Consider the following 12,758-nt stretch of genomic DNA (forward strand, 5'->3'; position numbering starts at 1 on the left):
TGCTCCCGCAAATTGTCGCAAGAGCGTAAGTCGACGACGAGAATATTGAATTGGCACCGGCCGATGCGCCGAGAGCATTGTTGAGAAATTGCATGTAACTGCGGCGGAGGCGAATGAAAGTTTTCGATGTCTTGACGGCGGATACGTGGAAGGCGTTGCTGTCGCGCTATTCCCATATCGTGCTGGTAGCAAACAGCGAGGCAGTCGACTTCGAGCGGCTGCGGAGCGAATTGCCGGAGACGGCGCTCTACGTCTTCTTCAACAAGGTCTACAAGGTGCTCGACGAACCCTTCGCCGGGCATGCGGTGCTGGTGGCCCGCAGCGGCGTGATGGGCGCCAATATCGTTCACCGACGCGAGGTGGGGGATGTTCTGCGCTTCTTTGGCGGCGACGATTTTCTGGGCGTCGTCAACATCCGGGTCTCCGTCGAGGAAAATTTCAGCGAAAAGAGCTGCTTCGAAGGCGCTAAGGCCCGTCACCTCGATCTGACGCAAATGCTCGCCGATCTCTATCCGATCGGCAAGATCGCGACGAGTGGCTTTGCTGTAGCGCTGTGGCTCGCCGATCTGCAGTTGCCGGGCAAGATCCTGCTTGCCGGCTTTTCGGCGAAGCGGAGCGAGAAGTGGAAGGTGTTCGACGTTCACGATTGGACATTCGAGCAGATCTTCCTGCGTCTCTTTGCGCGCATGGGTTCGATCTCGATGATGGGCGGCGTCGATGCCAGCCCCTATTCAGCGCTTGCCAAACGGTTTCCTGAGGTGCCGCCGATCGAGATCGCGATGGCTGCGGCTGAGGTCTTGTCGGAGCGGCTCGACAATACGAACAGCCAGATCGACAGGCTGATGTCCGTCACCAAATTCATCCGCGCCGTCGACAATTTCTTTCGGCGGTTCAAACCGAAAACTCGCAAGCAGCGTTTTCTGGAAAAACCCAACGAATAATTGTAACTAACTTAGCTGACGTGGTAGAGCTGCCAAGAAAGCTGCCTCTAAGTTCAATCCGCTTCTATGGTTCTCGGGGTACAAAATGGAACAACAGACTGTCCGAATTTTTGTGGGATTTGATTCCAAGGAAGTCGTCGCTTATCACGTCCTGGTGCAGAGCATCATTGAGAAATCCTCGCTTCCGGTCGAGTTCTCACCGCTCGTGCTTTCAAATCTAAGTGGAGTATTCAATCGCGAACGCAATGCGCTCCAATCCACTGAATTCTCCTTCTCGCGTTTCCTGACGCCCTATCTCAGCGGTTATCGGGGTTGGAGCATCTTCATGGATTGCGACATGCTGATGCGGGCCGATATTGCCGAGGTTTGGGCCTTGCGCGACGAGCGTTACGCCGTCATGTGCGTCAAACACGATTACCAGCCGAAGATCGACACCAAGTTCCTCGGTCAGACGCAGACCAAGTATGAAAAGAAGAACTGGTCGAGCTTCATCATGTTTAACAACGACAAGTGTCGAACACTGACGCCCGACTACGTGAACACGGCGACCGGCCTGCAATTGCATCAGTTCAAGTGGCTGGAAAATGATGATCAAATCGGCGAATTGCCGGTCACGTGGAACTACCTCGTCAACGAATATGACTATCGCGAAGACGCCAAGAACGTCCACTTCACCGACGGTGGACCGTATTTCGAGAAGTACAAAGACGATGATTACGCTGAAGAGTGGTTCGCCGCTCGAGAACGCACGCTGTTTGTACAGCAGGGCGCGTAGGGACGCTTAAAAGGCCGCAAAACCGCTGTTACGTTACCCGGAGAGAATTCTCCGGGTAATACCTTTGGCGGTCGGGTATCCTTCCATCAATCAAGATTTACTTGCCCGTTGCCCTGCCAGAGCGGCAGGCCGACATTCTCGGCTACTTGAGGATCGGCGGTGTAGATGGGGTAGCCGAGCCGGACAAGCCTCACTAGCGTTTCGCTGTCCGTTCGGACATGTTTACGCTCCAGATTGGCGTGATTGTAGACATGCCCTGTGGAGTTCGGATTTATCCCTGAAAGTATCACTGCCGTCGCGCCATTGTAGAGCGCAAAAAGCACTGCGATGATGCCGTTTGAACACTTGGTATCGGCGTCGAGCTCAAGATTTAGCTGACCGCTGACCTTGTGCAATAGAGCGATCCGCTGATAGCGATCGATGATGTGGGCCTCAGTGCAGCGGTAGCCAAATGCTTCGAGACCTGCCTGCAAGCGCTCGCGGCCATGCCGCCAGGCCAGCACGTAAAGCGAGCCGGTGCGCTTTCCGCCGAGAACGCGTCTTGTTTCTATGGCACTCTGATTGGTGCCTTCGATTTCGTTATAACCCATCAACGTGATGTCAGGCGCCTCGATGCCCCAGGACTGAAGCGCGAGTTGTGATGCGTTCACGGAAATGATCCGATAAGTAGCGTCGAGGCCTAACGGCTTATGAGAGGTCGGCGCCGACCCCAGCACCACCACCGGCCCATTAAAAGGCGCCGGGGTAATCGGCGGCTTGGGGTTCCGCAAGACATATTTGATCCGGCGGGAGATGTATTTCTTTGCCGTCGCAAATGTCGTCAACATCGGTAATATCGCTTTGAGGGTCAGCCGGATATAACATCCAGGCTTCACGATAGGCAAGGCGATTGCCTGCGGAACAAGATCGGAGACAAAGGGGGGCCTCGCAAAATCGACCTATCCGGTGGCAACACTGCCAGAGAGGATTTGCTGTCATGGCCTGACCGCTTGCAAATTCACAGAGGTTGATAAGTTCATGGACGCTTACGCGAACATCTACCTGGCGATCCGGCCCCCTGGTTTTACCAGCGATCGATAGCCACGCCCCGTTATGCGTTCGACACCGCTGCGGGACGATACCTCGTCCTCTGCTTCTTCGGATCGACCTCGCATCCGGCGAGCAAAGCCGCAATCGCGGCAGCTCTTCAAAGATCGGACATGTTTGATGATGTCAAGGCATCGTTCTTTGGTGTCACGATCGATTCGACTGACGAAACTGAGCAACGCGTTGCCGAGCGGTATCCGGGCTACCGGTTCTTTTTGGACTTCGACGGCGCCATCAGCCGCCTCTATGGGGGATTCCGATCGACGCCAACCCCGGAGACCGCCAGGTGCCTGTACGCCAGCTCTTGGTAGTACTTGACCCTACCATGCGTGTTCTGAAGGTGCTTCCGTTTGCGCAAGACGGAAGCGATATCGAGGCCGTGTTGTCGCTTGTGGCCGCATTGCCTCCGATCGACCGGCTCACCGGCATCGAACTCCACGCCCATCATCGTAGTTCCTAACGTATTCGAACCTGAACTTTGCAAGAAGCTGATAGATCTCTACGAGCAGAACGGCGGTGAGGAATCAGGTTTTCATGCGCGAGGTCGACGGCAAAACTGTCGAGGTCAAGGATCATGGCGACAACGCCGTAAGGACCACGACATCCAGGAAAAGGACATCATCGCCGAAACGCAGGGGCGGTTCATGCGCAGAATCGTGCCGGAAATCCAGAAGCTCCATCAGTTTACCGTCATCAGGACGGAGCGATATATCGTCTCCTGCTATGCGGCTGAGGACAAAGCGCATTTCCGCCCCCATCGGGATAACACGACTAAAGGGACAGCACACCGCCGATTTGCCGTCTCAGTGAACCTGAAACGATGATTTCGATGGCGGAGAAGTAAGTTTTCCCGAGTACGGCAGTAGGAGCTTCGAGGCTCCGGCCGGAGGCGCAGTGATCTTCTCGTGCTCTTTGCTTCATGCCGCTTCAACGGTTGCGCGAGGACGCCGCTATTCGTTTCTGTACGATGATGCGGTCACAAAGATACGTGAGGCCAACAACGCCTTCCTTGCTGAAGGCGTTGGTAGCTATATTGCGGATAATCAGACAACTGCACCTCCGAGATCCAAGTGATGCTTCGCCCGGGACTTCACGTCGGTGCCGTCGGGATCGACGAGGCGCAGTTCGAGCGGGCGCTCGTCTCAAAGAAGAATGCGACAGCGTCGGGGCAGCAGAACGGCGAATCACCGGTGCGAAAATACTTCACCGTCGAACGCGAAGGATTTAAGGAAGCGCAGGCTCTTTATGAGAAATGAAGGTTGCGTCACAACAGCGGAGTTGATGGCGATGGCGAACTCTTCCACGCCGGCAATCCGGGCGGCGACCGGTAGATGACGGCACTGGCCTGACTTGGAGATCGATGTGTTGGAGCGGATTACCAAAAGTCTTACGAACGCAAGCATTTTTCTGGCGGGATATTTCCTGCTGAATATCGTACTTCGTATCGCCTTGCCCCATACGCTCGATCTCGACGAGGCGGAGCAATCCTTCTATTCACAATATCTGCTTGCCGGCTACGGCCCGCAGCCGCCCTTCTACAACTGGCTGCAATATGCCATCGTTTCGGTGACCGGCATATCGATGTGGGCGCTTTCGGTACCCAAGAACATCATTCTCTTCGGCTGCTACCTGTTCTACGGACTTGCCGCCCGCGAAGTGCTGAAGAGCCGCTCGCTTGCAACGATCGCCATGCTGAGCCTGATTACCCTGCCACAAGTTGGTCTAATGGCGCAGCGCGAACTGACCCATACTGTCGCGCTGCTGTTTGCGACCTCGCTCTTTCTCTTCGGTTTTTTCCGCACGCTGCGCCAGCCGACGATCGGGAGCTATCTTGTCATCGGCATCGCCACCGGCATCGGCCTAATTTCCAAATATAACTTCGCGATCCTGCCGTTTGCTGCCTTCATCGCCGTGTTCCCGGACAGGAAGTGGCGCAGCCGCCTTTTCGACTGGCGTCTGCTGCCGGCGATCGCAATCGCCATTCTGATCGTGCTGCCGCACGCGCTCTGGCTGCCCGATAACCTCGCCCGCGCTTCGCTGCCGACCCTGAAGCGGATGACCGCCGAGCATGAGGCAGCCGCCGGCCTTCCGCGCATCGGACAGGGACTGCTGTCCCTCGTCATCGCCGTCCTCGGCTTCGTCGCATTGCCGATCGTTCTCTTCGCGGCAGCCTTCCGACGGGATTTCTTCCGTGCGCGTTCCGCGTCCAGCCCGATGATCCGGGTCATCGAGCGGATGATGATCGTGAGCCTGCTCGCCTTCGTCGGTGTCGTCATCGTCGCCGGCGCGAGCGATATCCACGAGCGCTGGCTCGACCCCTGCCTGCTCGTCCTGCTGATTTATCTGTTCCTGAAGCTGGAAACCGCCGGCGTCGATCTTTCCGCCGGCCTAGCGCGCTTCCGGCCTGTGGTGCCGGTCTTCATGGTCGTCATCCTGGCGATCCTTCTGCTGCGTATCGTCGCGATACAATATATCGGCACCTATACGAGAACCAACGTGCCCTTCTCCGGCTACGTGGCCGAACTGACCGCCACCCGCAAGCCGGTTCTGATCGTAGCGGAAACCAAGTTCGTGGCCGGCAACATGAAGCTGGAATTCCCTGACGTTCCCGTCGTGATCCCCTTCTTTCGAGGTTCCGGGGTTCCCGAATATGCGACTGCCAAGGGGCCGGTGCTCGTAATCTGGCGCGGCGAGACCGCCGATGACCCAACAATTTCCCCCGATTTCGCGAACGGTCTCGTGAGATCGGGCATTCACCTGCAGGAGTTGAACACGCTGACCTTGCCCTATCTCTTTAGTGGCGGCAAACGCAGCTTCTCCATTGGTTACTCCTGGGTGGAAGGCGGCGCGAAATAGCGTTACGGCAATCAGCCGATTGCGGAGAAACCGGCATTGCCCGCTGGCAACGGGCGGACTCGTGACCCTCGGCCTGCCGCCCTAACGGTGCTGACGAGGCCGTGGCGAGCGTCGTCGCCGAGTAACAGTGACCTGATGTGGTGGACGGCCTCCGTCCCGGCATCGCAATGTGCCAAAGTGTGGCTGTCGAAGTCACATAAGGGAGACCCGTCCGTGGAGAAGATTACCACAATTGGTCTGGATATCGCCAAGCATGTATTTCAGGTTTACGGGATCAATGGTGCCGGCGCGACGGTGAGCCGCCGCAAGCTGCGCCGCGACGATGTCGTTGGATTCTTCAAGGCATTGCCGCCATGCCTGATCGGAATCGAGGCATGCGCGACTGGACACCACTGGGCTCGGTTTCTTATGGCGCTGGGTCACGAGGTTCGGCTGATGCCGGCGTCTTACGTCAAGCCATACGTGAAGCGGCAGAAGAACGACGCGACAGATGCCGAGGCGATTTGCGAGGCGGTGACGCGGCCGACGATGCGCTTCGTTCCAGTGAAGAGCGAGGAGCAACAGGGTGTGCTGATGCTGCATCGGGTCCGCGAGCTTTTGATCCGGCAGCGGACAATGCTGGTGAACGCCTTGCGTGGCCACTTGGCGGAGTTCGGCATCGTAACGCGACAGGGCATTGCCGGCGTCGGAATGCTGATCGCGTTGGTCGACGACGATGATCACAATCTAATCCCGCCGCTTGCGCGGTCCGCGCTTCTTCCGCTGATTGGGCAGTTGCGGGAGGTGCACGAGAAGGTCAGCGAGCTGGATGGCCAAATTCATGCTTGGCATCGCTCGAACGAACTGAGCCGCCGCCTTGAGACGATCCCTGGAATTGGCCCGATCACTGCCAGCGCAATTGCTGCGACGGTGACCGACGCGTCTCTTCAAATCCGGCCGACAATTGGCGGCATGGATAGGCCTGGTGCCGCGGCAGAACTCATCGGGTGGCAAGGACCGCCTCGGAAGGATCAGCAAACAAGGCGATCCCTATCTCCGCCGGCTTCTCGTTGTGGGCGCGTACGCGGTGCTTCGTTTTAGCGGCAAGGCTAAAGTTGCACCGACGCGTTGGGCCGCCGAACTTCTGGTGAAGAAGCCGTACAACGTCGTCGCTGTTGCTTTGGCCAACAAGATGGCGCGGATCGTCTGGGCGTTGATGACGACGGGCAGGCGCTTTGAGGCGACCGCCGCCCTTTGAATGCTCACAGAGAATGCAGAAATTGGTGAGGTGCTGATGGCGTGATGGCGAACGGTCGAGCCGGGATCGGACAAACCCGATCAGTGGGTGCCGCTTGAAAGCGCGTTGACCTGTCTGGGATCCGATCAGCGGACTACATCAGGGCCAGCGGCATGAACGCGCCGCAATCAAAGGCCGTATACATGCCTGCACCCGACCAATCTGCCGGAAACACCAAACTGCCCCTTGCCACGCGGAGGCTGTCCATACATGCCACTGAATTTTCTTCCGGCGGCGATTAGAGCTTCGGCGGTTTTGAATACGCCAAGTGGCGCGGGTGTGAGCAACCGGCGGAAACGCGAAGCTTTCATCTCGCGCAGCGTTGGAGCCGGTTGCGGCAATGGTATCGGCATAGCTTGCCGGGGTCTGTTATCCGAGCGATGAATGCGGCCGGAAATTGTTGTAATCGTCGGCCCATTCAGTAATGGCGCTGCGGGCGTGATCGAGGCCGAAGAACAGGCTTTCGTTGAGCAGCTCGTCGCGCATGCGCCCGTTGAAACGACCTAGCCGTTCTGCATTGGCTTCCCCGTCGCGATGTAATGCCACTCCACCTTGTGATCCCTCGACCAGGCGAGAATGGCATTCGACGTTAGTTGGGTGCCGTAGCACATCAGGAACCTTGCTCTGACGTTGCCGACGGCGCGCGAAGCCACGCGTAGCACAGCGCGCCGTGCTGGGTGGTCCTGGCCGGCCGACAGGTCTCTAAAGTGAAGTTGTCGAGACAACGCTTTGGAGGCGACAAGCCATGACCAAATATCTTTCTACTCCCACAGACGGCGTGCTGGTAGCGATCGATATGTCGAAGCACCGTCAGGAGGTCCTTATCGAGCGACCTGAGGGTGGCCGGCGTCGTTGTATGACGGTGATGGCGACCAAGGATGACTATGACCGTTTGGTCGAGGAACTCGCTTCCATGGCACGACCAATCGTCGTCGGCTTTGAAGCTACCGGCAATTATCATCGTACCCTGGCGCATAAGCTGCTTGTGGCAGGTTTCCAGTTGCGACTGATCTCTTCAGTTGCTTTGGCCAGAACGCGGGAGGCACTGCATAACGGCTGGGACAAGAACGATCCGAAAGATGCGCAGGTTATCCTGCACATGCTGCGCATCGGTGCCACCCAGGTTTACGTAGATCCGCTTGAAGCTGGCATCAACGATTTGCAGGAACTGTCGAAGACGCACGAAGTCATCTCCAAAGCCAAGACCCAGACCTGGCACCGCATCCTGAACCACTACCTGCCACTCTATTTTCCCGAGATCGCCCACTTTTCGGGCAATAGCCGGTCGGACTGGTTTTTGGCGTTGATCGAACGCTTCCCGACACCCACTAGCATCACTTCACTCGGACGCGAGGCGTTTGTTGCGGAAGCGTGGTCGCTCGTTGGCCGTAAGGTCTCAAAAGCACGGTTAATCAATGATATCTTCGAGACAGCCTGCTCATCGGTTGCGCTGCCTATAGCCGAAGACGCCGTCGCGATCAGCATGTTCCGCATGATTATTGACCAGGGACGAGGCTTGATCCGTGAACGCAATCGCATCGAGCAAATCGCTCAGTCGCTGCTGGCAGACCATCAGGACTATCAGCTCCTGTGCAAGATTCCCGGGATAGACCCATTAATGCTTTGACCATTTTGGCGGAAGCAGGTGACTTGCGCCGTTTCCGGCATCATCGGCAGTTTCTGACGTTTTGCGGTCTCGATCTTGCGACCTCGCAGTCGGGCACCTTCCGAGGCCGGACTAAGTTATCGAAGTATGGAAACGCTCGCCTCCGCCGGACTTTCTGGATGGCCGCCCAAGTCGCATCCCGCCGACGTGATAACAGCTTCCGCGACAAGCTTGGAAGATACATGGCTTGCAACGCCAATGATCCAGATCGCAGACGTAAGGCGATGACAGCTCTTACTGCGAAGATGGCACGCGTCGCTCACGCGGTCATCAAGACACAGACAGAATACCGGCCGTTCGTTGAACGACCGGAGACCAGGTGGAAGGACCTCTCTCTGCAAGTGCCGTGAGGGTGTGATTGCGACCCTGTAGATAATGTTCGGGCCTTCCACCTGGGCACGTATCCCATCTTAAGGACGGTGAGGACCACGGTGTGACATGCCGATGGATCCTGTGTTTGCTATGGCAGGGAACGATCCCATTGACGGTGGAAACCATCTGGAGCAATCTCATGAATGCATCGGCAGTTGCTGATGCAGGGAGACCTGTTGGCCTGTTCCCGTTTTGCTTGCCCACATAGGACGTTGTCGGAGACAATCATTCCGGGCTTGCCGCGTCGTTCGATCATCGCCGTCAGTTCTCGGGCGACACCTCAACCAGAGATGGACGTGCCCGGGATCGCTGCCAGGCATTCACGCGTCACATCATCGACGATGTTGAGCACGCGAAACCTCCGTCCGCAGGCGAACTGGTCGTGGACGAAGTCCAGCGACCAGCGGGCATTGGCTTTCGCCTTGACCAGGATCGGTGCACGCGTGCCGACAGCACGCCGCCGGGCCTTTCGCTTGCGAACTGAAAGCCCTTCCTCGCGATAAAGACGATAGATGCGATTGACCCCGGACGGCTCGCCATCCCGCCGCAGCAGGCGAACAGCCGACGGTAGCGGAAACGCCGACGCTCGTTTGCAAGGTCACGCAGCATCGCTCGCAACTCGGTCTCCGGCGGTCGGTTCGACTGGTAGCGGATCGTCTGGCAGGCCCGCCGTTCCGAAAGACCCATGACGGCCTTCAGATGCATGACGGCTTCACGCTTGGCGGCAGGCCCTACCATTTTTTGCAAGGAGCTCACGGAGCGCTGCGGCGTCCAACATCTGCTCGGCCAGCAGCTTCTTCAGTCTTAGGCGGGCCGGCGTGTCGCATACATGTCGCACGGAGCTGCCGTCAATAAATGAGAGCCGTTGTAGACATTGAGAAATTTCTTGCAGTAAATACGACGTGAAATCGGCAGCAAGAAGCAGCGGCGATGACTGTATGTTTTGCTTGGTAAAAATTTTGGCTGGGGAACCTGGATTCGAACCAAGATCGACGGAGTCAGAGTCCGCTGTTCTACCATTGAACTATTCCCCAGCAAGGCGAACCGGCGGGTGGTTCGGCTGGTGTGCGGCGCTTATAAACAAAAGCCCGGCGATTGCAAATACCTGTTTTGAAAAAAATCGGCCTTCTCAGGCCGGGGTGAAACTCTTCCGCAAAGCCCTCTGTCAAAAAAGAATTTGGTGATTTTGGCGGGCGCTGATATTCTTGCGGCAACGCAAAAATCAAATGAGCGCCTGCTGCATATCTCAAGGACTTGCGCGGCGCGGTGGAAAAACAACGTGGAAGACCCCGAAGGCGGCGCAAAGCCGCAATTTGACGGGGCGACGGCGGCAGGGCGCAGGGACGGCAAGAAGTCCAGGCGTCGCAAGGGCAAGCGCGGCGGGCAAACCCGCAGCGCAGCTCAAGCCGCTCCGCATGAGCTCTCCGGCAGTGCCGGGCAGCCGGCGCGCCCCATGGACGATGCGGCCGGACATCCGGCTCGCAAGCGAAAGCGCCGCCGTCGCGGCGGTCAAGGTGTTTCGCAGGACGGTTCGCTTCAAGCCCAGGCGATCGAACAGACAGGCGCAGCAGCCAGTGCCGCCCGGTCCGATGGCGAACAGGCATCGAGCCGGCGCAACCGCCGCAAGCATCGCGGCAAGCGCGGGCTGCAGGGCCGGCCGCTGACGTCGGCCAAGCCTGCCCATGCCCCGCTGCAGGAAAGCCGCGTCCAAGAAACGGCGCGCAGTTCCGCCCCGCGCGAGATGCAGAACGGCGCGGGCCCGGGCCGCAAAGGGCGCCAGGATAGCATCGCTCACCACGGGGATCGCCAGGCCGCAGAGCACGCCTGGCCGGAAGAACTCTATGCCGCACTCGATCTCGGCACCAATAACTGCCGTCTGCTCATCGCCCAGCCCACCCGCCCGGGCCAGTTTCGCGTCGTCGATGCCTTTTCCCGCATCGTACGCCTCGGCGAGGGCCTTGCCGCCAGCGGCCGTCTCTCTGACGAGGCGATGGAAAGGGCGATAGAGGCGCTGAGGATCTGCGCCGGCAAGCTCAGGAACCGGGAGATCCGCCGCATGCGGTTGATCGCCACCGAAGCCTGCCGTCAGGCGGTCAATGGTGCGGAATTCCTCGGACGCGTCGTCGCCGAAACCGGCCTTGAGCTTGAGATCATCGACCGGGAAACCGAGGCGCGGCTTGCGGTCTCCGGCTGCTCCTCGCTTGTCGGCCGCGAGACCCGTTCCGTCGTCCTCTTCGATATTGGCGGCGGCTCATCGGAGATCGCCGTCATCCGTATCGGCGATAGTCGCTTCAGCCGGCTCGCCAATCACATCACCCACTGGACCTCGCTGCCGGTCGGTGTTGTGACGCTGTCGGAACGTCACGGCGGGCGCGACGTCACGCCGGAACTATTCGAAGGCATGGTGCGCGAGGTCGAGGCCATGCTCGGACGCTTCGATTGCCCGGAGATCGAGATCGCTGAGACCGGCGATTTTCACCTCATCGGCACGTCGGGCACGGTGACGACGCTTGCCGGCGTCCATCTCGACCTGCCGCGTTATGACCGGCGCAAGGTCGATGGCATCTGGCTCTCGGATGACGAGGTTTCCGCCATGCAGGCAAAGCTCCTCTCCTGGGATTTCGAAAGCCGCGCCGCCAATCCCTGCATCGGGCCGGACCGGGCCGATCTGGTGCTGGCTGGCTGCGCCATCCTCGAGGCGATCCGCCGCCGCTGGCCGAGCCCGCGCATGCGCGTTGCCGATCGCGGCTTGAGGGAAGGCCTGCTCACCGACATGATGGCCGACGACGGCGTGTGGCGGCGAAACCGCAACCGCCGCGGCCAGCGGGCGAAATAAGGGGAAGGGCATGACAAAGGCACCGATCGCGGGAAACCGCACCGGCCGCAAGCTCGGTCAGCGCGTCAAGAACAAGAAGATGAAGGCATCCTCCCGCCAATGGCTGCAGCGCCACATCAACGATCCCTATGTGCAGCGCGCCCAGCTCGAAGGCTATCGCGCCCGCGCCGCCTTCAAGCTCCTCGAGATCGACGAGAAATACCACATCCTGCGCGGCGCCAGGCGAATCATCGACCTGGGGGCGGCTCCCGGCAGCTGGTCGCAGATCGCCGCCAAAGTCACCGGCTCGACGGATGAGGACGTGCGTGTGGCTGCCATCGATTTCCTCGAAATGGCCCAGCTTCCCGGTGTGAAAATCCTGCAGCTCGATTTCCTCGATCCGAGCGCGCCGGAAAAGCTGATGGAGGCTGTCGGCGGCACGCCCGATCTCGTTATTTCCGATATGGCCGCGCCGACCACGGGCCACCACCGCACCGATCATCTTCGCACCATGCATCTGTGCGAAGTTGCGGCCCATTTCGCCATCGAGGTGCTGGGGGAGGGCGGGCATTTCCTCACCAAGACCTTCCAGGGCGGCACCGAGCGCGACCTGCTCGCCATGCTGAAGCAGAACTTCCGCCAGGTCGTCCATGTCAAGCCGAACTCGTCACGCGCCGAATCGGTCGAGATGTTCCTGCTGGCAAAGGGTTTCAAAGGGCGCAAGGCGGAAGCTGAATAGCAGGCTTGATCTTCGGGCAGTCTTGTCTGATGATCCTGGATCCGGATTTTCTCATGTCGGTCCAAGTCTTGTGAGACACAAGACTGCCCTAGCGGCGCATTCGATCGTGTCCATACGGTTCCAGGCAAGGATAGCTGCTAAACACCGCTCGATTAACGGTGTCTTGCAAGCAAGCGATACCGATCAGAGATCAAATCAGCCTGCACCTCGGCCGTGTCTTTCTGCCGATCAA

The 12,758-nt window shown here is 58.8% G+C and carries 8 protein-coding genes, 1 tRNA gene and 4 pseudogenes; 9 read left to right on the forward strand and 4 right to left on the reverse strand.

Annotated elements, in window-relative coordinates:
- The first annotated feature begins 113 nt into the window (after positions 1-113).
- Both ACQ7C1_RS01515 and ACQ7C1_RS01520 read left to right on the forward strand, forming a co-directional pair.
- Complete coding sequence (locus tag ACQ7C1_RS01515; protein ID WP_285194833.1) at positions 114-941, forward strand: 3-deoxy-manno-octulosonate cytidylyltransferase; 828 nt, start codon at positions 114-116, stop codon at positions 939-941.
- Positions 942-1,026: 85 nt separating this feature from the next.
- Positions 1,027-1,716 carry a glycosyltransferase gene (locus ACQ7C1_RS01520; protein ID WP_430957058.1) on the forward strand — a complete coding sequence of 230 codons (690 nt, stop codon included), beginning with the start codon at positions 1,027-1,029 and terminating at the stop codon, positions 1,714-1,716.
- Positions 1,717-1,802: 86 nt separating this feature from the next.
- Here ACQ7C1_RS01520 and ACQ7C1_RS01525 read toward each other — a convergent pair whose 3' ends face one another.
- Complete coding sequence (locus ACQ7C1_RS01525) at positions 1,803-2,543, reverse strand: membrane-anchored protein (protein ID WP_430957059.1); 741 nt, start codon at positions 2,541-2,543, stop codon at positions 1,803-1,805.
- Between the two features lie 249 nt (positions 2,544-2,792).
- Between ACQ7C1_RS01525 and ACQ7C1_RS01530 the strand changes: the two genes are divergently transcribed.
- The 4 genes and pseudogenes from ACQ7C1_RS01530 (at position 2,793) to ACQ7C1_RS01545 (ending at position 6,895) form a co-directional block, all read left to right on the forward strand.
- Positions 2,793-3,113, forward strand: a complete 321-nt coding sequence (locus tag ACQ7C1_RS01530; protein WP_430957244.1) for a redoxin domain-containing protein — start codon at positions 2,793-2,795, stop codon at positions 3,111-3,113.
- 759 nt (positions 3,114-3,872) lie between these two features.
- Positions 3,873-4,058 (forward strand): hypothetical protein, encoded by a 186-nt coding sequence (locus tag ACQ7C1_RS01535; protein ID WP_430957060.1) that lies wholly within the window; start codon positions 3,873-3,875, stop codon positions 4,056-4,058.
- Between the two features lie 106 nt (positions 4,059-4,164).
- Complete coding sequence (locus ACQ7C1_RS01540) at positions 4,165-5,658, forward strand: ArnT family glycosyltransferase (protein ID WP_430957061.1); 1,494 nt, start codon at positions 4,165-4,167, stop codon at positions 5,656-5,658.
- Positions 5,659-5,871: 213 nt separating this feature from the next.
- Positions 5,872-6,895: pseudogene (locus tag ACQ7C1_RS01545) on the forward strand (IS110 family transposase).
- Positions 6,896-7,161: 266 nt separating this feature from the next.
- Here ACQ7C1_RS01545 and ACQ7C1_RS01550 read toward each other — a convergent pair.
- Positions 7,162-7,536 (reverse strand): annotated as a pseudogene (locus tag ACQ7C1_RS01550) (integrase core domain-containing protein); the annotation flags it as partial.
- Positions 7,537-7,679: 143 nt separating this feature from the next.
- Here ACQ7C1_RS01550 and ACQ7C1_RS01555 point away from each other — a divergent pair.
- Positions 7,680-8,972 (forward strand): annotated as a pseudogene (locus tag ACQ7C1_RS01555) (IS110 family transposase).
- A gap of 211 nt (positions 8,973-9,183) precedes the next feature.
- Here ACQ7C1_RS01555 and ACQ7C1_RS01560 read toward each other — a convergent pair.
- Positions 9,184-9,777 (reverse strand): annotated as a pseudogene (locus tag ACQ7C1_RS01560) (DDE-type integrase/transposase/recombinase); the annotation flags it as partial.
- A gap of 155 nt (positions 9,778-9,932) precedes the next feature.
- Positions 9,933-10,006: transfer RNA gene (locus tag ACQ7C1_RS01565), tRNA-Gln, on the reverse strand.
- 245 nt (positions 10,007-10,251) lie between these two features.
- On the opposite strand from ACQ7C1_RS01565, the gene ACQ7C1_RS01570 reads away from it, so the two are divergent.
- A complete protein-coding gene (locus ACQ7C1_RS01570; RefSeq protein WP_430957062.1) occupies positions 10,252-11,808 on the forward strand; it encodes a Ppx/GppA phosphatase family protein in 1,557 nt (518 codons plus the stop codon).
- Positions 11,809-11,818: 10 nt separating this feature from the next.
- Entirely contained in the window at positions 11,819-12,526 is a 708-nt protein-coding gene (locus tag ACQ7C1_RS01575; RefSeq protein ID WP_085777067.1) for an RlmE family RNA methyltransferase, read from the forward strand.
- Positions 12,527-12,758 lie beyond the last annotated feature (232 nt).

The organism is Rhizobium sp. Nf11,1 (genome assembly GCF_050587665.1).
Lineage (GTDB): Bacteria > Pseudomonadota > Alphaproteobacteria > Rhizobiales > Rhizobiaceae > Rhizobium.

Excerpts from the sequence above, each read along its gene's own strand:
- ACQ7C1_RS01525 (WP_430957059.1), bottom strand. The coding sequence starts at position 2,543 with ATGTTGACGACATTTGCGACGGCAAAGAAATACATCTCCCGCCGGATC.
- ACQ7C1_RS01520 (WP_430957058.1), top strand. The coding sequence starts at position 1,027 with ATGGAACAACAGACTGTCCGAATTTTTGTGGGATTTGATTCCAAGGAA.
- ACQ7C1_RS01575 (WP_085777067.1), top strand. The coding sequence starts at position 11,819 with ATGACAAAGGCACCGATCGCGGGAAACCGCACCGGCCGCAAGCTCGGT.
- ACQ7C1_RS01515 (WP_285194833.1), top strand. The coding sequence starts at position 114 with ATGAAAGTTTTCGATGTCTTGACGGCGGATACGTGGAAGGCGTTGCTG.